Origin of the sequence: Vibrio sp. 070316B (assembly GCF_013114115.1) — a bacterium.
In the GTDB taxonomy this organism is placed as follows: Bacteria; Pseudomonadota; Gammaproteobacteria; order Enterobacterales; family Vibrionaceae; genus Vibrio; species Vibrio chagasii_B.
On sequence record NZ_VTYC01000010.1, the window covers coordinates 48,457 to 71,895 of the forward strand.

The window sequence follows — 23,439 nt, forward strand, 5'->3', positions numbered from 1 at the left end:
ATATTGTTGTGGTTGTATGTTATTTTTGCAAAATATGTCTCCATTTATGGAATTTAGGGTGGAATCTTGTGCTTTTTATGGGGGCTTTTAATAGAATATGTGTTGTACCAATAGGCCGTGGTAAAAACTTATATTAGGCCTAAACAAACAACATCACATATGGAGTTACAATGAGTAACCAAGCCGTAAAAAAAGCACCTTCGACTGACAAGATCAGTGGAATGGATCGCTTTCTAAACTTCATTGAACGCGCCGGCAACAAAATTCCAGATCCAGCAATCCTGTTCTTCTGGGCTCTAGTTATCGTATGGGTAGCATCTGCACTTTTGTCGAATCTTTCATTCGATCTAATCAACCCTCAAACGGGTGCTGCTCTAGAAGTAAACAACCTACTGACTGGTGAAGCGCTTGCTAGCTTCCTAGCGAATATGGTTACTACGTTCACAGGCTTCGCACCACTAGGCATCGTACTTGTTGCTATGCTAGGTGTTGGCGTTGCAGACTCTTCAGGCTTCATTACTACTGGCCTTAAGAAGATGCTGAACTTCACGCCAGCTAAGCTACTTACGCCAATGCTAATCTTGGTTGCTATCGTGTCTCACACAGCAGCTGATGCAGGTTACGTTCTAGTAATCCCTCTTGGCGGTATCATCTTCCACGCTGCGGGTCGTCACCCTCTAGCGGGTATTGCAGCAGCATTTGCTGGTGTATCAGGTGGTTTCTCTGCGAACTTCATCCCTTCAGGTATCGACCCGCTACTAGCTGGCTTCACGCAAACAGCGGCAAACGTTCTTGACCCTGAATACGTGATTAACCCTCTAGCGAACATCTTCTTTACTGGCCTATCTTCAGTTCTTATTGTTGCTATCGGTTGGTACGTAACTGAGAAGATCATCGAACCTCGCCTAGCGAACACGCCAGTTGATGAAGATGCTGAAGAAGCACCTGATCTAGGTACGTTCACTGCAATTGAATCAAAAGCATTCAAATACGCAGGTTGGGCAATGGTTGCTGGTATTGGTCTGCTTGTTGCGGCTCTAATCCCTGAGAACTCTGCACTGCGTTCTCCTGAAGGTGAGCTAACAGCATTCTCTGCACCAGTTATGAAGTCTATCGTTCCTCTGATCTTCATCCTGTTCATCATCCCAGGTATCGTTTACGGCCGTGTAGCGGGTACTTTCAAGAACAGCAATGACGTAATCAAGGCGATGTCTGAGACAATGGCTACGATGGGCGCGTACATTGTAATGTCGTTCTTCTGTGCACAGTTCCTATCGGCATTCGGTCAATCAAACATTGGTACTATGCTGGCACTTTACGGTGCTGAAGGCCTGAAAGCGATGGACCTTCCTGGTGAAGCGACAATCGTTGGTATGATTCTACTAACGGCTTCAGTTAACCTTCTTGTTGGTTCTGCATCGGCTAAGTGGGCACTTATCGGTCCAATCCTAGTTCCAATGCTAATGGTTGTAGGTATCTCTCCTGAGCTATCTCAAGCGGCTTACCGTGTTGGTGACTCAGTGTCTAACATCATCTCTCCACTAATGGTGTTCTTCCCACTGGTTGTTGTTTACTGCCAACGCTACGTTAAGTCTACAGGTATCGGTACTCTAGCTTCTCTAATGATGCCATTCTCGATTGCAATGCTAATCGGTTGGTCTATCTTCCTGCTAGCTTACTGGGCTCTTGGTATTCCACTAGGTATCCAAGCACCTTACACTTACACAATGTAAGATTGAACTAAGCAAAATTAAGCTTTATTCATTACTAAGCCCGCACCGAAATGTGCGGGCTTTTTTGTGCTATTTTTCCGCTCTATTTTCATATCCAAAAATTTTTATATCAAAAAGAAAGGTACTCAGCTTATACTCCGGATTACGGCTAATTGTTGGCCGGTAAAATTAGGAAATCCAAAACATCATGAAAATTCTGCTTCTGGTAGGGTTAATTGTTTTAAATGGTCTGTTTGCCATGTCTGAGATTGCATTGGTAGCAGCAAAAAATAGTCGGCTGAAACGCTTGGCCGAAAAGCACCGTTCTGCTCAGATCGCACTTGAGCTTAAAGAAAATCCAACTCGCTTCCTCTCAACCATTCAAATCGGTATTACCGTCATAGGCCTGCTCAGCGGCATCGTGGGTGAGGCGACGTTATCTGCACCACTAGCCGTGCAACTAGAACTGTGGGGCATGGATGCAACGCAAGCGAATGTTCTGTCTACCGCGGTCGTCGTTGTCGGTATTACTTACTTTGCGATTGTTGTTGGTGAACTCGTACCAAAACGCTTTGCTCAATCTCAAGCGGAAACCATCGCTGTGTTGGTCGCTATGCCAATCTATTGGTTGTCTAAAATCGCGACGCCGTTTGTTTTTGCTTTGTCTGCTTCAACGGAAGGTATTCTTAAGTTGATGGGCCGAGGTGGCGAAGAAGACAGTGTGACGGAAGACGATATTCATGCGCTTGTTAAAGAGGGCTCAGACTCCGGTGTGATTGAACGTGGTGAGCAAGAGATGATTCGCAATATCTTGCAGCTTGATGATCGCTTAGTGAGCTCATTGATGACGCCACGTCGAGACATCGATTTTCTGGATGTCGACCAACCTGTCGAGAACATCTTGAAGCAGCTCCGCTCATCAAAGCACAGCGTATTCCCTCTATGCCAAGACCATCTAAATAAGGTGGTAGGCACAGTGTCTGCCAAGGCTTTATTGAATCAGGCGGGTAATCTAAGTATTCAAGTGATCATGGGGCTGTCTAAATCTCCAATCTATGTACCGGAATCGATGAAGGCGCTACGCCTCCTTGGTTATTTTAAAGAGTCGGGCACTGAGATGGCATTCATTGTTGATGAGTATGGCGATGTTCAAGGCCTCGTGACTCATTACGACATTCTAGAGGCGATTGCGGGAGAGTTATCAAACAACCCGAACGACCTTTGGACTGAGTCTCTGCCAGATGGCTTGCTGGTGGATGGATTAATCCCGATTAGCGAACTGAAAAATCGCTTGGAGCTTTCAGAGTTAGAGGGTGAAAGCGAGGGCTTCCAAACTCTAAACGGACTCATCACATGGCTGCTAGGTCGCTTGCCTGAGACGGGAGAGATCGTTGAGTGTCAGCAGTGGCAGTTTGAGATTATCTCGGTTGAGAATAATCGTATTGTGAGCGTCAAAGCGACGCAAATCGTTAATGATTTGCTTGCAGCCGAAAGCTAGACTGACAGTTAATCATCCAGTCCATGGCTATTGGTGGGCATCTCTTTGTTGTCCATCATCACTAAGATTAGGTATGCTTCACCGCATACCTTTTTTGTTTCTATTGTTTGTTTTTGGAGTCCCCTTTGTCAGACCATCAATTCACCCCTCAAGATGAAATCTTCATGCGACGTGCCATCGAAGTGGCAAAAAAAGCGGAGCGTGAGGGAGAGGTGCCTGTTGGTGCCGTACTGGTAAAAGATGGTGAGATTATCTCTGAAGGGTGGAACCGTTCGATTGGCAGCCATGACGCAACAGCGCACGCTGAAGTAGAAACCTTGCGTAAAGCGGGACAGGTTCTGGAAAATTATCGACTGCTTGATACCACTTTGTATGTCACGCTTGAGCCATGCCCTATGTGTGCGGGTGCCTTGTTACACAGCCGAGTGAAGCGCATTGTTTTTGGCGCGCCAGACCTAAAAGCGGGTGCAGCAGGGACGGTGTTGAACTTGTTTGAGAGCCAAGCTTCCTATCACTATGCTGATGTTGAGCACGGGCTATTAGAGGATGAGTGTCGCGAGCAACTACAAGCGTTTTTCAAGCGTCGTCGAAAAGAGATAAAAGAGAAGCGAAAGCAAGAGCGTTTGCTAGAAGAGCAGCAGTTAGAAGCAGACAAGGCGCTTAAAAAGAAATAGCAGCAAGTTTAAGGCACTCTCATAGTAAGAGTGCCAAACCAGCTTACTTGGTTATAGAGTTTACTCGGCAATCATCTGCATGAAAGCACGGTTGCGCCAAATGATCTTCTTCTTATTATTTGAAAGCATACGCTTACGACGGTTTGCTGCAACTGTCTTATCCAAGCGTTTCGATTTCAGTTTCTTCATCATCTCAATGATTTCCTATTGGTCGTCTGACTGTGTCGTTTGGATTAACGACTTAATTATAGTGTGATTCGTCTGTTTGGTCTGTCGCACAGAGGCAGACATAGAAGAGCAATCCTAGTCTCAAGCCTTTAACTTCGGCCAATGGCCAATAGCCAATAACCAAGCGCAGCAGAACGATAATCTTAATTGTGGTGTGTCGTTATAAGGTGCGATTGTTACTGTAATATGACACCGCCTTTATCACGGTCTTTTATCCGTATCTCTCCTTTGTGTAAGCGATAGAAAACGTAATAAAAAAGAGCAATGCTGGAAGGCATTGCTCTTTTGGTTTTATTTCGAAGGCTCAGAACCACTTACTGTTGGCTCTGCAGCGCTGATGCTAGATTCAGCCCCAGAAGTCTCTAAAGGTGGAATAACGATCAACCCTTCAAGACTCTCTTCTTGTTCTTTATTACGCTTATTAACGTGGCCGATGATGCTTTGGTAATAACGGCGAATGTTCTCTACGTAGTTTCTAGCTTCATCACCACGGGCATAACCATAGCGAGTTTGGCTGTAGTATTTCTTCTGTCTTAGTAGAGGCAGTCTGTCTTTTACATCACCCCAAGCATCAGGATCTCCGCCTTGCGCTTTGGTTAAGCGACGTGCGTCCATCATGTGTCCGTAACCGACATTGTATGAAGCAAGCGCAAACCAGATCTTTTCATGTTGTGTGATTGAATCTGGTACTCGGTTCACGATACGACGCAGGTACTCAACACCACCTTGTACCGACTGTTTAGGGTCGAGACGGTTGGTCACCCCAACACTCTTCGCGGTCGGCAGTGTCAGCATCATCATGCCACGAACACCGGTTGGTGAGCGTGCGACTGGGTTCCAGTGTGACTCTTGATACGCCAGTGCAGCAATCAGGCGCCAGTCAAACTCTTGCGAGTACTTTTGAAACAGTGGCGACCATTTTGGTAGCTTGCTGTCGAGCGCGCGGATAAAGGCACGAGTATCAACGTAATCAAAAGTGCCGATATGACCGATGTACTTTTCTTCTAGCGAAGCAAGTTCACCGGATTGTTTTAGATTACCGAAGAACTCAATCAGCAATGCGTACAGGCTTTCATCTTCAGACTTCTCTAAGTACCAAGAGATAGGTTGGTCTTCAGTAAGCTCAAACGCCAATGCTACGTCTGGGTACAAACGTTGTGCTAGTGATAGTTCGATAGAATCGGCAACCGTAAATAGGCGCTCGCCCGTTGATACTTCTTTTAGCAGATCATTGATGTCGGCATTGCCTATTGCATCGTAGATGAAGTCATTATGCGTGTTCTGTAACTGCTTAAGTGTGGGCTCAAAGTGTGAGTCTTTCACCACTACTAAAGAGGGCGTCAGAGTCTCGTTAGGTGACGCGTCTTCTGATTCAGCTTGCGCTTTGATGAATTCAGCCTGACGTTCGTTCTCAAACTTGATCAGTTGATCTAGGTTTCTTGGACGCCATTGGCCTTTTTTGTACACCACTTGTTGGCTTACGTAGTAATAAGCAGGCGCTGCACGATAAGCTCGCGTCAGTTTGTTGTTTTGCGTTAACCCTGTAGCGATTAGGTCGATCTCGCCTTTCTTTAGGGCGGGGAATAGGCCGGATAGACGGTAAGCCGGTTTAACCTCAAGCTTCACCCCCAGCTCTTGTGCAAACTCACGAGCTAATTCGTAATCGAGACCAGCTGGGCCATCAGGACCAATGTAATAAGAGAGTTGGTTATTCAGAGTACCGACACGAAGCACGCCACGCTCTCGTATCTGCTCGAGGACACTTTTAGGCTCAGATTCAATCTGGCATGCGGTTAGCCCAAACAGAGCGATAACCAGCAGAAAGGACTTAGACAAAAAGATGAGAGAAAATTTAGGCATCAAAATGAAATCTCGAAAAGTGGAAGCCCCTTTATACCAAACCCCGCAAGGCTGGCAAAGTAGGTTTCATTAAACTGATGTAAAAGTGGTGATAAATGCAGCAAAACTGGCATTTACGCAGAAACATGAAAAAAATCACGCAAACGGTTGCTTTTGGTGTTACGTCACAAAAAAAAATGCTTTATAATGCGCTCGCATTGAAGAGGTGGGATCGGCATAGGTTTTTAAACCTTCGGGAATAGCTTCGAAGAAAACAGTTAGGTTTTTCCTTTAACCCACTGAATTTATTCCAATATCACCTTAATCAACTGCATAAGAGACCTAAGCACATGAGAATTTTGCGTGGCTCCCCAGCTCTATCTGAGTTTCGTGTTAACAAGCTTTTAGAGCTTTGTCGTGAATTAAGCTTACCTGTAACAGGTATTTACGCTGAGTTTGCCCACTTTGCTGATTTAACAGCAGACCTAGACGCGTCTGAAGTTGAGAAGCTAGAAAAGCTACTGACTTACGGTCCAACGATTGAAGAGCATGAACCTGAAGGTTTACTGCTGCTTGCTACACCTCGTCCAGGTACTATTTCTCCTTGGTCTTCAAAATCTACAGATATCGCACATAACTGTGGCCTAGCGAAAGTATCTCGCCTAGAGCGCGGTACGGCTTTCTACATTGAAACGTCTTCTGAACTTTCTGAGCTTCAACTTGTTGAGCTGAAAGCGATTCTTCACGATCGTATGATGGAAGTGGTTTTCACTGACTTCGAATCAGCAGCAGCATTGTTCACCGTTGCAGAACCAGCACCTTATGCGGAAGTTGATCTTCTTACCGGCGGCCGTAAAGCGCTTGAAGAAGCAAACGTTACCCTAGGTCTCGCTCTTGCAGAGGATGAGATTGATTACCTACTTGAAAGCTTTGTCACTAAGCTTGAACGTAACCCGACTGATATCGAGCTAATGATGTTTGCACAAGCGAACTCAGAGCACTGTCGTCACAAGATCTTCAACGCTGATTGGACTATCGACGGCGTTAAGCAAGAAAAATCATTGTTCAAGATGATTAAGAATACGTTTGAAGTGACTCCTGATAACGTTCTGTCTGCTTATAAAGATAACGCGGCAGTAATGACTGGCTCTGAAGTGGGTCGTTTCTTCCCAGATCCAGAAACTCGTCAGTACAACTACCACCAAGAGAAAACACACATCTTGATGAAAGTTGAAACGCACAACCACCCAACGGCTATTTCTCCATGGCCGGGCGCATCGACAGGTTCAGGCGGTGAAATCCGTGATGAAGGCGCGACAGGTATTGGTGGTAAGCCAAAAGCAGGTCTAGTGGCGTTCTCTGTATCTAACCTTAAGATCCCTAACTTTGTTCAACCTTGGGAAACAGATTTTGGTAAGCCAAGCCGTATCGTTACTGCATTGGATATCATGCTTGAAGGTCCTCTTGGTGGCGCGGCATTCAACAACGAATTTGGTCGTCCAAACCTACTAGGTTACTTCCGTACTTACGAAGAGAAAGTAAATTCTCACGCAGGTGAAGAAGTACGTGGTTACCACAAGCCAATCATGCTGGCTGGTGGTCTTGGTAACATCCGTGACGAGCACGTTCAGAAGAAAGAGATCCCAGTAGGTGCAAGCCTAATCGTTCTAGGTGGTCCTGCGATGAACATCGGCCTTGGTGGCGGTGCAGCGTCTTCAATGGATTCTGGTTCTTCTTCAGAAGATTTAGATTTCGCTTCTGTACAACGTGAAAATCCAGAAATGGAGCGTCGTTGTCAGGAAGTTATCGACCGTTGTTGGCAGCTAGGTGATGCGAACCCAATCGCATTCATCCACGATGTGGGCGCGGGCGGTATCTCAAATGCACTTCCTGAGCTTGTAGACGATGGCGAGCGTGGCGGTATCTTTAACCTGCGTGACGTGCCAAACGATGAGCCGGGTATGAGCCCACTTGAAATCTGGTGTAACGAATCTCAAGAGCGTTACGTAATGGCGGTTGCTGATAAAGACATGGCAACGTTCGACGCGATTTGTAAGCGTGAACGTGCACCATACGCCGTGGTTGGTAAAGCAACGGAAGAGCGTGAACTTAAACTAGAAGATTCACACTTCGACAACACGCCAATCGATATGCCAATGGACATCCTATTAGGTAAGACACCTAAGATGCACCGTGACGCGAAAACGCAAAAAGCAAACAACCCTGCGATTGACCGTTCTGGTATCGAGATGAACGAAGCGGTTGACCGTGTTCTTCGCTTGCCAACAGTCGCTGAGAAAACATTCCTTATCACCATCGGTGACCGCTCGGTAACAGGCCTTGTAGCTCGTGACCAAATGGTTGGCCCATGGCAGATTCCTGTTGCTAACTGTGCGGTAACGGCAGCAAGCTATGACTCTTACCACGGTGAAGCGATGTCTCTTGGTGAGCGTACGCCAGTGGCATTGCTAGACTTCGGCGCATCGGCTCGCCTAGCGGTTGGTGAAGCAATCACAAACATCGCAGCGACTAACATCGGCGATATCAAACACATTAAACTGTCGGCGAACTGGATGTCTCCAGCGGGTCACCCAGGTGAAGATGCAGGCCTTTACGAAGCGGTTAAAGCAGTGGGTGAAGAGCTATGTCCAGCACTGGGTCTAACTATCCCAGTGGGTAAAGACTCAATGTCGATGAAGACTAAGTGGGAAGAGAACGGCGAGCAGAAAGAAGTAACGTCTCCGCTATCTCTTGTTATCACTGCATTTGCTCGTGTTGAAGATGTTCGTAAGACAATTACGCCTCAACTTCGTACTGACAAAGGTGACACTTCACTGGTTCTTATCGACCTAGGTAACGGCAAAAACCGTCTAGGTGCAACGGCACTGGCGCAAGTTTACAAGCAGCTTGGTGACAAGCCAGCAGACGTAGACAACGCAGCACAGCTAAAAGGTTTCTACGAAGGCGTTCAAGCACTGGTTGCTAACGACCAAGTTGTGGCTTACCACGATAAAGGCGATGGTGGTCTGTTCGTAACACTGGCTGAGATGGCGTTCGCTGGTCACTGTGGTGTTAATGCAAACATTGGAGCTCTAGGTGAAGACACGCTAGCAGCACTATTCAACGAAGAGCTAGGTGCGGTAATCCAAGTTCGCAACGATGACCTAGACGCGGTTCTTTCAACTCTTGCGGCAAACGGCCTAGAAGCGTGCTCACACGTAATTGGTTCTGTTGAAGCATCTGATGAGCTAGTGATTAAGTCTGGCGAGTCTGTTGTGGTTGAACGTAACCGTACTGAGCTACGTACTATCTGGGCTGAGACGACGCATAAGATGCAAGGTCTACGTGATAACCCAGCATGTGCAGACCAAGAGCACGAAGCGAAGAAAGACAACTCAGATCCGGGTCTAAATGTGAAATTGAGCTTCGACGTAAATGAAGACATTGCTGCACCGTTCATCAACACTGGCGCTAAGCCTAAGATGGCGATTCTACGTGAGCAGGGTGTTAACTCTCACGTTGAAATGGCAGCAGCATTCGACCGTGCAGGCTTCGAAGCAACTGATATTCACATGAGCGACATCCTTACGGGTCAAGCGGTTCTAGAAGAGTACAACGGCCTTGTGGCTTGTGGTGGCTTCTCTTACGGTGACGTACTAGGCGCTGGTGAAGGTTGGGCTAAGTCGGTTCTGTTTAACGATTCGACTCGTGAGCAATTTGAAAACTTCTTCAAGCGTGAAGATACCTTCTCTCTAGGTGTGTGTAACGGTTGTCAGATGTTGTCTAACCTACGTGAACTTATCCCTGGTGCAGAGTACTGGCCACGTTTCGTTCGCAACGAATCTGAACGTTTTGAAGCGCGTTTCAGCCTAGTAGAAGTTCAGAAATCTGATTCTGTATTCTTCAATGGCATGGAAGGTTCTCGTATGCCAATCGCTGTTTCTCACGGTGAAGGCCGCGTAGAAGTACGTGACAACGACCACCTAAACGCGATTGAAAACTCAGGTACGGTTGCTCTACGTTACGTTGATAACCACGGTAACCAAACTCAGCAATACCCGAACAACCCGAACGGTTCGCCAAACGCTATCACAGGTTTAACAACGACGGATGGCCGCGTGACAATCATGATGCCTCACCCAGAGCGTGTATTCCGCACGGTGGCTAACTCTTGGTCTCCTGAAGGCTGGGGCGAGAATGGCGCTTGGATGCGTATGTTCCAAAACGCACGTAAGAATGTGGGTTAATCATGCCGCGTTAATCTAGATTAGATTAAGCAAAAATTAAAAGCGCAGATCGAAAGGTCTGCGCTTTTTTTTGTGAATTTTTTTGGAACCAGAGTGATAAATTGAGGTTTGCAGTTTGCTGTTCTAAAAATCTCCACTACGCTAAATGTTATGGAATCAATTTGTTAGGCGAATAATGTCTGTTTTTACGCAGAGTAATATTCGTTCGTCTGTGCAAAAACTGAATCAATCATCGTGGCATAAGAGGGAACTATGAAAACAACAATCACAAAAGCCGTTGCAGTGGCAGCGATTGTCATGTCGTTAGCTGGGTGTGTAGGTAGTAACGCTGTGACCGGGAAATTAATGAAGTTTAACGTCGAGGTAGTGGATAACCGTTACGCTCGTGCGGGCGTCAACTTCTTGCTTGCTCCGGTTTACGCACTAACAACCGCAGCCGATTACATTGTATTTAACTCGATTGAATTCTGGGCTGGTAAAAACCCACTTACTGGTGCGCCTCACATCTTCGATAGCAAAGTCGATACCATGATCGATGTGAATGACAGTCTAGACGATTCACTAAAAGAAGCACCACTAGGCTTCAACAATCGCCAGATCGAATGGGGTGAAATGCAGCAAATCGATGAAAACACGATTCGCATGGATATCACTTACAACGATGGTCAGAAAGCAGTACTACTGGGTGTTCGCGATGGCGATAAGGTCAGCTACTACATGGATGGCACATTGGTATCTGAAACCTCTATCCAGGCTCTAGAGCAGTTAGCCGCAGAGAAAGTGTAACGTCTTTCATTATCTATAGATAAAAGAAAAGCCGCTGGATTTAACCCCAGCGGCTTCGTATTTTCTAGCATCTAGCATCTAGCATCTAGCATCTAGCATCTAGCGCTTAGATTAGTTGTTGCTGTGTAGCTCGCTGTTCAGCTCAACAGCAGACTTGTTCGCTAGACACTCAATTTGACCTGTGATCGAGTTGCGACGGAACAGCAGATCAGAAACACCAGCTAGGTCGCGAGCTTTAATGATTTCTACCTCGTTGCCTTCTTTATCTAGCATGCGAACTTTTGTACCAGCCGTTACATATAGACCAGACTCAACAGTGCAGCGGTCGCCCATTGGGAAGCCAAGACCTGCGTTTGCGCCTAGTAGGCAGTTTTCGCCGATAGAGATAACCATAGTACCGCCACCAGACAGAGTACCCATGATAGAAGCGCCGCCACCGATGTCTGAACCGTTACCTACAACAACACCTGCAGAGATACGACCTTCAACCATGCTTACGCCTGTTGTACCCGCGTTGAAGTTGATGAAACCTTCGTGCATTACCGTTGTACCTTCACCCACATGTGCGCCAAGACGAACACGAGAAGTATCAGCAATACGAATACCTGTTGGTACCACGTAATCCACCATTTTAGGGAACTTGTCTACGCAATCTACAGACAAAGCGCGACCTGCAAGGCGAGCTTCGATTTGACGCTCAGCCAGCTCAGGTAGGTCGATTGGGCCTTCGTTTGTCCATGCGATGTTGTGCAGTAGACCGAAGATGCCGTCTAGTACCGTACCGTGTGGTTGAACTAGGCGGTTAGAGATAAGTTGTAGCTTTAGGAAGCCTTCAGCAACAGATGCTGGCTTCTCGTCAGTCGCAAGAACAACAAGAACCAATGGTTGATCAGATGCTGCTGCTTTTTCTGCGAAAGATGCGTTTGCTGCATCGTCGTTTGCTGCGAATGCTTTCGCTAGTTCTGCGCTTTGTGCAGCAGAGATTTCGATAGCTTGGTTGCCTTCAGTGTAACCTGCTACTTCACCAACAGCCGCTACTAGAGCGTCGCTTGGGTTTAGAAGTGGGCTAGGGAAGAACGCTTCAATGATTTTATTGTCGCGGTTTTTGGTTGCCGTACCGAAGGCTAGTGAAAAGAAAGCCATGTTGAATCTCCATGTGTTGAGTCTTGAATTTGCTATTTCATAACAGTGGCTCGAATAACGAGCGCCGTCGTTAGCAAAGTTAATTTAATTGCGTTCATCATAAAGAGAGCGCCCTCGTTATGAAAGGGCGCATCGGGATAAAGTCTGTAAAATGATATTGCTTGTCTTTTTAGCGATAGTTTTCATTATCCGGATATCACACCACGTTCTTAATGTTGCAGTGTTTAATTAAACTATGCAGCATAATTTGATTTCCATATTCGCTACTCATACCTAACCCACCTTGTTGTTAGCTATATCAATAGGATGAGTCACACTTCCTTTATAAATCTATGTTTATTATCAGAATTATTCGACTTCTGTTGATTAATCGCTTGTGCCTACAGTCCGAGTAAATACTCAAGTTTTCAGCTGCGTAATTAAGATGAAGATCACTATAACCCTATATTAATTAAGTATATTTCCAGCCATAACGACATTAAAACGATTAATAAAGGATCTTCTATGAATTTTACTAAGTCTTTACTGGTGCTCTCTATCGGCGTAGCGATGGTTGGCTGTGGCTCGGACAGCAATGATACCGCAGTGACATGTGACACTGCTGCTTCTTGTACCAAGTTTACTGTTTTACATACCAACGATAACCACGGTCGTTTTTGGGAGAACAGTAAGGGTGAGTACGGAATGGCTGCTCGCAAGACTTTGATCGATAGCATTCGTGCTGAAGTCACCCAAAACGGTGGTGAAACCATTCTATTGTCTGGTGGTGATATTAATACAGGTGTGCCTGAGTCTGACATGCAGAACGCAGTACCGGATTTTGTTGGTATGAACCTTCTTGGTTACGACGCAATGGCATTAGGTAATCATGAGTTCGACAACAGCTTAGATGTGCTAGAGATGCAGGCTGAACTGGCTGATTTCCCAATGCTAGCGGCGAATATTTATATCAAAGATGGAGACACAGTTACTGATGAACGCCTTTTCTCTCCATACAAAGTATTCACTATTAATGGGTTAAAAATAGCTGTTATTGGCCTGACAACCAAAGATACGGCGAAATTGGTTAACCCTGATAATGTCGCGACGATTCATTTTGCGGACCCGCAAGTAGAAATCAAAAAAGCCATAAAAGAAATCGAGGCCAATGAAACGGTTGACCTGATTTTTGCTACTACGCATATGGGGCACTACGCTGATGGTCAACATGGTAGTGAAGCTCCTGGTGATGTGTTACTTGCTCGTTCACTGGAGGAAGGGCAATTAGATGCCATTATTGGCGGGCACTCCCAAAACCCAGTTTGTATGGAAGGTAATGAATACGCAGACTTTAATCCGGGAGATGATTGTAAGCCAGATCAGCAGAATGGGACTTACATCATGCAAGCACATGAATGGGGCAAGTATGTAGGTCGAGCTGACTTTGAGTTTTATGAAGGCAAACTGCATTTAGCGAAGTACGATCTGGTTCCTGTGAACTTGAAAGAGAAAGACGAAAATGGTGATTATCAGTTTATCCAAACTGAGATTGAACCAGACTTAACAGTGATTGCGACGCTTTCTGCGTATCAGCAACAAGGCCAAGAGTTGCTTGATGAAGTGATCTCAAATACAGATGCGAAGCTTGAAGGTGATCGTAATGTGGTTCGCTCTGAGCAGACTAACCTTGGTCACTTATTAGGCCACGCTTACCGAACTTACGACTTAGTGAATGCTGATTTCGGCGTGATGAATTCTGGTGGTGTACGTGATTCGATTCAAGTGGGCGATGTGACGTATCGTGATGTGTTGACGGTTCAACCTTTTGGTAATTTCGTAACTAAAGCTACGATGACAGGAGCTGAAGTAAAAGAGTATTTAGACGTTGTTGCTACGATGACGGCAGGTTCTGGCGCTTATGCTCAACTGGATAATATTAGCTTGACTGTAAATTGCGACTCGAGTGATGTGACCATACGTGACATTAACAATAAAGGTTTCAGCTTAACTGATACTTATACCTTTTCTGTGATCAGCTTTAGTGCAGCTGGTGGTGATGATTATCCGGTAATTGATGTTGAATCGACGCAGCTGGCGGATGCCTTTGTACTTCGTGAATTCTTTGTGAAGCATCCTAATATAACAGCTGCAGATTATGCGCCAGAAGCTGGTAAGTTAATCTATATGAGTAATGGCTTGGAAGTGAAAGGTTGTCCTGCTAGCTAATTTATAACTCATAAACAAAAACGACAAAGAAAATAGCCAGCGAATCGCTGGCTATTTTTGTATAAAACTTAGTGGAGTTAGAGGCTAGACAAACAGTGCTTTATGAGCTTGCTCGATACCTTCAATCAACATCTGCATACCGATAACAGCCAGTATCAAACCCATCATTCGAGTAATCACGTTCAGTGCGCTTGGCCCTACCGCTTTCACGAAGCGTTCGCCAAACACAAACAATACGTAAGTTAAGGTACACAACAGACCAAACGCGATGATGGTGATGACGGTTTCATAGATGCCCTCGGTGCTAGCAAAGTTCATCGCGGTGGCAATTGTCCCCGGACCTGCCAGTATCGGCATGGCCAGTGGTGATACTGCGATACTTAGCGCCGCGTCTTGTTGGGCATCTGAGTTAACCTTCTCTTTCGCCTTCGAGTGTGTTGATTCACCTTGAAGCATGTGAAAGCCAATCAAGAAGACCAAAATACCGCCTGTGATGCGCAGGGCATAAAGCGTGATACCAAAAAGGTCAAAAATCAGTTTACCTGAAATGGCAAACGTACTGACGATAATGAATGCGATAAACACTGAGCGGAACGCGATTGACTTAACTGTCTCCCTGTCGTTGTCGCCTGTTAAACCAAGAAAGATCGGTGTGTTAGCGATAGGGTTCATGATGGCGAAAAAGCCCATGAACACGGTGATGGTATGAATGATGAGCTCTTTCATATTATTCCTTTAAAAAGATGCAGTTAAATACACATATTGAATAAGAATAGATACTAGAGCAAGTATGAATAAAAAACAGCCAGCATAGGGCTGGCTGTATAGTTTTAGTGATGGGAGTAGAGTTTTGATTGTGTGTTGGTGTCGATTTTTCAACTAACGCCTCGGCTTGAGGCGCTAAATGCTGACAATCACTTCTATCATTATGCGTTTTGAGATTCGCTTACCGCGACAGCCAGTGCAACCGTAGCACCGACCATTGGGTTGTTACCCATGCCAATGAAACCCATCATAGCAACGTGAGCAGGAACTGAAGAGCTACCTGCAAACTGAGCGTCTGCGTGCATTCTACCCATGGTATCTGTCATGCCGTAAGACGCAGGGCCTGCCGCTACGTTGTCTGGGTGCAATGTACGACCTGTACCACCGCCTGAAGCAACTGAGAAGTAAGGCAGACCTTGGCGAGTACGCTCTGCTTTGTAGATACCCGCAACAGGATGTTGGAAGCGTGTTGGGTTGGTTGAATTACCCGTAATGCTCACATCCACCTCTTCTCTGTGCATGATTGCTACCCCTTCACGAACATCATCAGCGCCGTAACACAAGATCTCTCCGCGAGGGCCATTTGAGAAACGGCGACGTTCTGTTTCAACGAGTTCACCGGTTTGGTAGTCGTATTGAGTGCGCACGTAAGTGAAGCCATTGATGCGTGAGATTAAGTACGCCGCATCTTTACCTAAACCATTTAGGATAACTTTTAATGGATTTTTACGTGATTTATTGACGTTCAGTGCGATTTTAATTGCGCCCTCAGCGGCAGCAAAAGACTCGTGACCTGCAAGAAAAGCAAAGCAATGACTCTCTTCATTCAGAAGACGAGCAGCAAGCGCACCATGACCAATACCTACTTGACGTTGCTCAGCGACACTACCGGGTTTTGTGAATGCTTGGAGGCCTTCACCAATGATATTCGCTGCTTGTTCAGCGTTGCTTGCTTTACGGAATAGAGCCATAGCTGTGCCTAAGGTGTATGCATCGGCTGCGCTTTCAAAAGCAATTGGTTGAGTGTCCATCACCAACGTTTTTGGGTCTACATTGTGTGCTTTACAGTATTGCTCTGCTTGCGCCAAAGAGTCGAAGTTCATTTCTGCCAATGCGCGAGTTACTGATTCATTAAATTGAGTGTTCATCATATCTTTCCTCTTAATTGGCAAAATTATTGTTGGCGTGGGTTAATGGTGGTCACGGCTTCGTCGAAGCGACCATAAGTCCCTGTCGCAAGGTCGGCCGCTTCATTGGCTGGCACGCCTTGATTAATCGCCTTCATCATTTTGCCGAGGTTGAGATACTCGTAGCCAATCACTTCGCTGTGATCATCAAGTGCTAGCTTGGTTACGTAACCTTCTGCAAGCTCTAGGTAACGAACGCCTTTTGCTGCGGTTGAGTAGCTGGTGCCTACTTGGCTGCGCTGTGTTTGACCTAAGTCTTCTAATGCTGCGCCGATCTCTAGGCCACCTTCAGAGAAAGCAGACTGGGTTCGACCGTAAACAAACTGCAGGAAGATCTCGCGCATCGCGACGTTAATCGCGTCACATACCAGGTCAGTATTGAGTGCTTCTAGAATGGTTTTTCCGGTAAGAATTTCAGCGGCCATCGCAGCTGATTGTGTCATACCTGAACAACCAATCGTTTCGATGAGTGCTTCTTCGATGATGCCGTTTTTTACGTTAAGAGTCAGTTTGGCTGCACCTTGTTGTGGTGCACAAGTGCCTACGCCATGGCTTAAGCCAGAAATAGCGATGACATCTTTTGGACTAACCATGGCGCCTTCAACTGGAATTGGAGCCGAGTTGTGAAGATCACCCCTTTGAATAGGGCACATGGATTGAATTTCTGAAGAGTAATGCATATTGTTTTCTCACTAATAAAGTCGTATTGACCTAGGGCGTTGAGAAAACAGGACGTGTTGGAAGAGGTGCGGCTAGTTCACTACAGATCTTGAGTATCGATAATCCAAAGGAGTCATGGGATTTGGTCCTAATAGACGCAGCCCATTTCAAAGTGGAGGAGTAGCGATACATCCAACAGTATTACCTGTTTTCGATTCTGTAGGAGTCATTAGCACGGTTCAAAAGAACGGGCGGTTGAAGCAAAAGCTTAGGTGGAACCCCATCACCTGATGGCTATAGATTAGATCTTTATCACACTTTTGTGCAAGCGAATGTTTAGAGCGATTTCGACTATAAACAAGCATCATTATATTTCGATAAGTATAAAAAAACGCCAATAACTGACTCTGATTAGAGGTGTCATTGGCGTTTTTTAGAAAACTTCAGCTAGTTAAGCCGCATCTTCTTCTGCGTCTTCAACAGCTTCAAGCTTCTTCGCTTTTTTCGGAGCTGGCTTACGCTTCGCACCTAATGCGTAAAGAACTTCTTCTTTGTTCTTCGCTAGGTACATTGCAAGTTCTTCTTGCTTGCCTTCATCTTCAACTAAATCGCTTTTGCCTAACAGTTCAAAAAGCTCATCAGCCATATCCAGCATTTTGTCGTATGCGTCAGCTTCGGCTTTAGAGGTAAAAGTCATTTTCTCTTCTCCGTTGCGTTCCACCACGTACTTGACGATAACAGCCATGGTTAATCCTCTAAGTTTGATAAATTTTACTGGCTTTTTATACAGTTTCTGATGTTAAAAGTCCAGTTGGAGCCCGAACTATGCGGCCTCAATCTTGATGTGTCGCCCAGTCTTCACAATAACTCATGAAAGATTTCAGCAATGGGCTTTGGTACTTGTCTTTGTGGACCAGCATCCAGAACCGACGTTTCATATCAAGTGGCACATTAAGCGCTTTTACACGGCCTGAATCGATCGCTCGCTGAGCAGCTAAACGAGACAAACAGGCAAAGCCAAGACCGGCAGAAACAGAGTTGATGATTGCTTCTGTGGTGTTGAGCTCAAAAGACTCATACCAATGCTCGATGCGTGGTGCGACGGCTCGTAGGAAAAACTCACGCGTTCCTGAACCGGATTCGCGCAATATCCAATGGCTGTCTTCTAAATCTCGCAACGCGATTTTGTCTTTTGCCACTAAAGGATGTTGATTACTAACGATAATACACATTTCATCGCTACTAAACTGGCTAGAGATCAACTCCGGTTGGAGTGTTTTTCCTTCAATTAACGCGATATCCAGTTCATAATCCACCAACTTTTGACAGATCAGGGCACTGTTTGAGATGAACAAACTCTGGTCTTGGTGCTGAGTTTTTTCTCGAAAGCCAGACAAAATAAAAGGCGCAACCTGATTACCGATCGTGTCACTCGCGCCAACCTTGAGATTGCCACTTAAGGGCTGGTCGTCACGGAACAGAACATCGATGCCTGCTGCCCGGTGAAGAATCTCATCAGCCAAGGGAAGCAGTTTATGTCCTTCTTGATTGAGAATTAATCGGTTGTTGACCCGGTCAAATAGAGAGTGCCCTAGCTGTTTTTCCATTTCACCGAGTGCCATGCTAACCGCGGCTTTAGAGAGAAACAGAGCTTCCGATGCGGCGGTAAGTGTCGAATGCTGGGTAATGGTGACAAACACTTTGAGCTGTTTGATTGAGATATTAGCCATCAGGTTCCTACTTTTACGCTGCTGGTGGAATTGGTTGTTCAGTATTGATGAACGCTTGTTATATATAATTGGATATAACTTAACGAAGTGCAAGCGTATTATGGCTTCAACAAGCTGATGAGTTCACAAGTTTTGTGAATTAAGTTCAAGAGAGGCTCACATGATTCAACGTATTAAATATAGATTAACAGGAGCTCCAACACCCATGGCAGGGTTAGCACTAGCAATCGCAAGTTTAGGCTGGTGCTGGGATGGCGTTTTAGTCGCACAAGGTATTTTACACACTCCTGGTTTAGTGCAGTGGACCAGTGCGGGTATCGCGGCGGTATTACTTCTTGTTTTAGCTGTGAAATTTTTGATTCATGGTCATTTATTGCGTGAAGATCTTGCTCACCCTGTAGTGGGTAGTGTAGTACCAACATTTGCGATGGGCAGCATGGTGGTGTCAGCATCTTTAGCGCCGATTTCTCAATTTTTACAAGAAGCGATGTGGCTTGCAGCGGTTGCTCTACACGTTATCTTCTTAGTGAGCTTTTTGTACCACAGAGCTAAAAACTTTGAGATTCACCATATGGTGCCAAGCTGGTTCGTACCGCCAATCGGTATCATTGTGGCAGACGTATCTTTCTCGGGTAATCCAGTTTTAGAGCCTGTAGCGAACGCGACTTTGGTATTCGGCTTATTGGTTTATGCTGTGATGCTACCACTGATGGTTTACCGTTTGATCTTCTCTCACGAAGTGCCAGATGCAGCAAAACCAACCATTGCGATTATGGCAGCACCAGCAAGCCTATCTTTGGCGGGATACCTAACAGTGACAGCAAGCCCTTCACCAGTGATCATTGGTTTGTTATTTGGTATTGCAGTGTTGATGACGTTCATTATCTATATGGCGTTTTTCAAACTACTTCGTCTGCCATTCAGCCCTGGCTATGCAGCGTTTACCTTCCCAATTGTGATTGGTGCAACAGCCTTGTTTAAATTGGCTGCGTGGATGCAAGCACAAGGTATTGAAGCGCATTACATTAACCAAGTGTTTAACCTAGCTTATTTAGAGCTGATTGTTGCGACGTTGGTGGTAGGTTATGTCGCTGTTCGTTACTACATGAACTACAAACCTCATCGTGTTTTAAGTGCGGTAGCGGGCAGATTGTAAAGGGCAATAGTTCAAAAGATAAACGGACCTTAAGCTTTCGGTATTTCATAAGCTTATATTCCTCATCCAAACTCAGCACTTATGCTAATCTGGCAGTATATTGTGGCAAGATTAGCGTGAGTGCACTTTGTTTACTGTTTACCATTCCAATAAAGTTGATACTTTAAAAATTCTTCTCGTTCACTTAATCAAAAGTGACCCTTTAGCCAATCCTTTCGAAAAAGAGCAGATCTTGGTTCAGAGCCCGGGTATGTCTCAATGGCTTAAGATGGAACTCGCCAAAGAGTTTGGTGTAGCAGCAAATATCGATTTTCCTCTTCCAGCAACCTTCATTTGGGATATGTTTACCCAAGTGCTTCCTGACGTACCGAAACGCAGTGCTTTTAACAAAGAAGCGATGACGTGGAAGCTAATGAGTTTGCTACCTGCAAAGCTTGACCACCCTGATTTCTTACCCCTACAGCGCTATCTTGAAAACGACGAAGACGGCTCTAAGTTGTATCAATTAGCCGAGAAAATTGCCGATATCTTCGATGGTTACTTGGTATATCGCCCTGAGTGGATGGCGATGTGGGAAGCGGGAGAACCCGTTGCAGAATTGATTGATAGTGAAGGGCAACAAGAGCACCCTTGGCAGCCGATTTTGTGGAAGGCACTCTACGAGCAAACGCTCTCTCAAGGCCAATCGAAATATCACCGTGGTAATTTGTATCACGATTTCATTGAAGCGTTAGCTAATCAACAAGGCCAATTACAACACCTGCCGAAACGTCTGTTTGTGTTTGGTATTTCGTCACTGCCTCCTCGCTACATGGATGCCTTGAAAGCGCTTGGCGAACAGATTGATGTCCACCTGATGTTTACCAACCCTTGCCAACATTACTGGGGCGATATTCGTGACCGTAAATACTTGGCGAGAGTGGAAGCGCAGCGTCGTAAGCAGTTTGCTTTGGTTGATGGTTTACCTCAGCTAGAAGGCGAAGTCTCACCATTAAAAGATGGCATTGAATCCAATATTGAAGACGAACTGCATACCAGTCAAGCGGTCGGTAATAGCTTACTGGCGTCTATGGGTAAACTGGGCAGAGATAACCTGTTCTTGCTGTCTCAATCAGACAGCGAAGAGCATGAGTTCTTTATTGATGTCGAGAGAGACAGCCTGCTGCATCAACTGCAAGCCGATATTCTTGAGTTAGAAGAGCACCAAGACGATCACATCTTAGACTCCAGCAACCATAAACAAGTGGTTGAGCTGGGCGATCGTTCGTTGACGGTACACGCTTGTCACAGCCCAATGCGCGAGGTTGAAGTTCTTCATGATCAGTTGTTAGCAATGTTTGACGCTGACCCAACATTAAAGCCACGCAACATCATCGTTATGGTGGCAGACATCAATGCTTACAGCCCTGCTATTCAGGCGGTATTTGGTAATGCTCCAGGTGAGCGTTATATCCCTTACTCGATCTCGGATAGAACCGCAGATCAAGAGAGCCCAATTCTGACCGCGTTCATGCAGTTGGTCGCGCTACCGAACACGCGTTGTCTAGCTTCTGAACTTCTAGAGCTATTAGAAATCCCAGCGATGATGGCACGCTTCGGTATTGATGAATTTCAATTTGAACAAGCTAAGCAGTGGGTTGAAGAAGCGGGTATCCGTTGGGGTGTTGACTCTTCTACCGCAACGGAATTTGATCTACCTGCAACCGAGCAAAATACTTGGCTATTTGGTATTCAGCGCATGCTCTTAGGTTATGCGATGTCGGATTCTGCAGGTTTGTTTGAAACTGAACACTCTCCGATTGCTGCTTATAACGAAGTTCAAGGCATTAACGCCGAACTTGCTGGTAAGTTAGCGCACTTTATTGATCGTATTGCCCATTACCGTCAACGCCTTGCTGAGACGCAATCCATCGATATGTGGCGTGAAACCTTGCTGCAAATGATTGATGATTTCTTCGCCGTTGAGCTAGAAGGCGAGGTGGTGCTTAAGTCGATTCGTGATGCACTTTCTCAACTCAATGAACAGCTTGATGATGCCTTGTACGAACAAGAGCTATCGCCAAGCATTATCTATCAGTACTTGAATAATAAACTGTCGGGCGCGCGTATCAGTCAGCGTTTCTTAGCGGGGCAAGTGAACTTCTGTACCCTGATGCCGATGCGTTCCATCCCGTTCAAAACTGTTTGTCTGTTAGGCATGAATGACGGTGTTTACCCACGCTCAATGCCGCCAGAAGGTTTTGACCTAATGAACGGACGCACTCGTCCCGGTGACCGTTCTCGTCGTGATGATGACCGTTACCTATTCTTAGAGGCGATGTTGTCGGCGCAAGAGTGTTTATACATCAGTTATGTCGGCCGCTCGATTCAAGATAATACTGAGCGAGTACCGTCGGTATTGGTTTCTGAGTTGATTGAGTACTGCCACCAGAACTACTGCCTAAGTGCAGATCAAGCGTTACCAAGTGATGATTCTGGTATCAATCTGACTCAAGCGATCAGCTTTGAGCACACCATGACTCCGTTCAGCCCGGCAGCTTTTACACAAGGTGATGAAAGCCATGTATTGAGCTACGCCAAAGAGTGGCTTCCTGCAGCTAACCGTTCTGGTGAGCGCAGTGGTGAATTCAATCGCGCTTTGGATGACTATTTGCTTGGTGCGACTTATCCGTTAGAACTCGATTTGGTTGAGCTACAGCGTTTCTGGCGCTTGCCAGTGCAATACTTCTTTAATCGTCGCCTAAAGGTAGTGTTTGAGCCACCGCTTCCGGTAATGGAAGACGACGAGCCGTTCGTGCTTAATGGCTTAGAAAGCTTCCAGCTTAAAGATGCGCTGCTGCAGGTACTGTTGGATCACCCGGAAGGAGCAGATGAAGCGGTTCGCTTGTTTGTTTCTGAGCAAAAAGCCCAAGGTCGATTACCGGTTGGTGCTTTTGGTGATATCGAGTTTGAAACCAACCGTGTTCAAGCAGAAGACTTAGCCAAAGAGATTCGATTCGTGAGCGGCTCGCCACAGCAAGATCTTGAGGTAAATATTGAATTTGACGTGCTAGGTGAAGGAAAACCTGTTCGTTTGATGGGCTGGCTTACTCAAAACTATCAATCGGGTTTGGTGCGTTTTCGTAGTGGCAAAATACGCTCTCAAGATTACTTGGCCGCGTGGATCGATCACTTGTGTTGCGCAGTGATGGGGCAGGGCAAAACGACTCATATTATTGGCTACGACAGAAAAGAAGGCGTGGTTCACCAAACGTTACAATCGATTGTTGATGCGCAGCAGGCGAAGAGTTTGTTGGCGGAGTTAGTACGACTGTTTTATCAAGGTATGACTGCACCACTGCCTTACTTCCCGAAAACCGCATTGGCCGGCGTTGAAGCGGGCTTTAGCCGTGGTAAATGGGTCGATGATGAAGAGAAGTCACTTAAGAAAATGGCCGATACTTTTAATGACAGCTTCGCTTTCACTGGCGAGGGTCGAGATACCTACATCTCGCGTATTTGGCCTAAATGGGACGATGAGCTGGCTGCTGAGTCGCGAATGTATTCGACGCTTGTGTTACAGGCGGCAAGGTTGGCGGCTGCCGATCTGGAAGATCAGGAGTAAGTGGC

16 protein-coding genes and 1 riboswitch are annotated in these 23,439 nt (G+C 45.9%); of the genes, 8 read left to right on the forward strand and 8 right to left on the reverse strand.

Annotated elements, in window-relative coordinates:
• Window positions 1–170: 170 nt before the first annotated feature.
• From F0251_RS10215 to tadA, 3 genes are all read left to right on the forward strand, one after another.
• Window positions 171–1,733: an AbgT family transporter gene (locus F0251_RS10215; RefSeq protein ID WP_061033252.1), complete on the forward strand. Its 1,563-nt coding sequence runs from the start codon at window positions 171–173 to the stop codon at window positions 1,731–1,733.
• Between the two features lie 187 nt (window positions 1,734–1,920).
• On the forward strand, window positions 1,921–3,210 hold the full coding sequence (locus F0251_RS10220) for a hemolysin family protein (protein WP_061033251.1): 1,290 nt from the start codon (window positions 1,921–1,923) through the stop codon (window positions 3,208–3,210).
• Window positions 3,211–3,335: 125 nt separating this feature from the next.
• Window positions 3,336–3,884 carry a tRNA adenosine(34) deaminase TadA gene (gene tadA / locus F0251_RS10225; RefSeq protein ID WP_061033250.1) on the forward strand — a complete coding sequence of 183 codons (549 nt, stop codon included), beginning with the start codon at window positions 3,336–3,338 and terminating at the stop codon, window positions 3,882–3,884.
• Window positions 3,885–3,944: 60 nt separating this feature from the next.
• On the opposite strand, the gene F0251_RS24565 is transcribed toward tadA, so the two are convergent.
• Entirely contained in the window at window positions 3,945–4,076 is a 132-nt protein-coding gene (locus F0251_RS24565; protein ID WP_017059878.1) for a hypothetical protein, read from the reverse strand.
• Between the two features lie 327 nt (window positions 4,077–4,403).
• Window positions 4,404–5,972, reverse strand: coding sequence for a membrane-bound lytic murein transglycosylase MltF (gene mltF, locus F0251_RS10230; RefSeq protein WP_171730922.1), 1,569 nt, complete (start codon window positions 5,970–5,972; stop codon window positions 4,404–4,406).
• 329 nt (window positions 5,973–6,301) lie between these two features.
• Between mltF and purL the strand changes: the two genes are divergently transcribed.
• Window positions 6,302–10,198, forward strand: coding sequence for a phosphoribosylformylglycinamidine synthase (purL, locus tag F0251_RS10235; RefSeq protein WP_171730923.1), 3,897 nt, complete (start codon window positions 6,302–6,304; stop codon window positions 10,196–10,198).
• Window positions 10,199–10,450: 252 nt separating this feature from the next.
• Window positions 10,451–10,984, forward strand: a complete 534-nt coding sequence (locus tag F0251_RS10240) for a DUF3332 domain-containing protein (protein WP_019823893.1) — start codon at window positions 10,451–10,453, stop codon at window positions 10,982–10,984.
• Window positions 10,985–11,095: 111 nt separating this feature from the next.
• Here F0251_RS10240 and dapD read toward each other — a convergent pair whose 3' ends face one another.
• Window positions 11,096–12,127: a 2,3,4,5-tetrahydropyridine-2,6-dicarboxylate N-succinyltransferase gene (dapD, locus tag F0251_RS10245; RefSeq protein ID WP_019823891.1), complete on the reverse strand. Its 1,032-nt coding sequence runs from the start codon at window positions 12,125–12,127 to the stop codon at window positions 11,096–11,098.
• Between the two features lie 504 nt (window positions 12,128–12,631).
• Here dapD and ushA point away from each other — a divergent pair.
• A complete protein-coding gene (ushA, locus tag F0251_RS10250) occupies window positions 12,632–14,332 on the forward strand; it encodes a bifunctional UDP-sugar hydrolase/5'-nucleotidase UshA (RefSeq protein WP_019823889.1) in 1,701 nt (566 codons plus the stop codon).
• 84 nt (window positions 14,333–14,416) lie between these two features.
• On the opposite strand, the gene F0251_RS10255 is transcribed toward ushA, so the two are convergent.
• The 5 genes from F0251_RS10255 to F0251_RS10275 all read right to left on the reverse strand — a co-directional run bounded on the left by F0251_RS10255 (window position 14,417) and on the right by F0251_RS10275 (window position 18,674).
• The gene (locus F0251_RS10255; protein ID WP_004737591.1) at window positions 14,417–15,058 is read right to left on the reverse strand and encodes a MarC family protein; all 642 of its coding nucleotides are present in this window, start codon (window positions 15,056–15,058) and stop codon (window positions 14,417–14,419) included.
• A 200-nt stretch (window positions 15,059–15,258) separates the two neighbouring features.
• Complete coding sequence (locus F0251_RS10260; RefSeq protein ID WP_019823886.1) at window positions 15,259–16,248, reverse strand: GGGtGRT protein; 990 nt, start codon at window positions 16,246–16,248, stop codon at window positions 15,259–15,261.
• 23 nt (window positions 16,249–16,271) lie between these two features.
• Window positions 16,272–16,964 (reverse strand): iron-sulfur cluster assembly scaffold protein, encoded by a 693-nt coding sequence (locus tag F0251_RS10265; protein WP_017071044.1) that lies wholly within the window; start codon window positions 16,962–16,964, stop codon window positions 16,272–16,274.
• A 193-nt stretch (window positions 16,965–17,157) separates the two neighbouring features.
• Window positions 17,158–17,241: riboswitch (Fluoride riboswitch) on the reverse strand.
• Between the two features lie 154 nt (window positions 17,242–17,395).
• Complete coding sequence (locus F0251_RS10270) at window positions 17,396–17,689, reverse strand: YebG family protein (RefSeq protein WP_008223840.1); 294 nt, start codon at window positions 17,687–17,689, stop codon at window positions 17,396–17,398.
• Between the two features lie 88 nt (window positions 17,690–17,777).
• Window positions 17,778–18,674 carry a LysR family transcriptional regulator gene (locus F0251_RS10275; RefSeq protein WP_171730924.1) on the reverse strand — a complete coding sequence of 299 codons (897 nt, stop codon included), beginning with the start codon at window positions 18,672–18,674 and terminating at the stop codon, window positions 17,778–17,780.
• A gap of 205 nt (window positions 18,675–18,879) precedes the next feature.
• Here F0251_RS10275 and F0251_RS10280 point away from each other — a divergent pair, with 205 nt between their 5' ends.
• A complete protein-coding gene (locus F0251_RS10280) occupies window positions 18,880–19,830 on the forward strand; it encodes a TDT family transporter (RefSeq protein ID WP_029405558.1) in 951 nt (316 codons plus the stop codon).
• 127 nt (window positions 19,831–19,957) lie between these two features.
• A complete protein-coding gene (gene recC / locus F0251_RS10285) occupies window positions 19,958–23,434 on the forward strand; it encodes an exodeoxyribonuclease V subunit gamma (RefSeq protein ID WP_019823878.1) in 3,477 nt (1,158 codons plus the stop codon).
• Window positions 23,435–23,439: the final 5 nt, after the last annotated feature.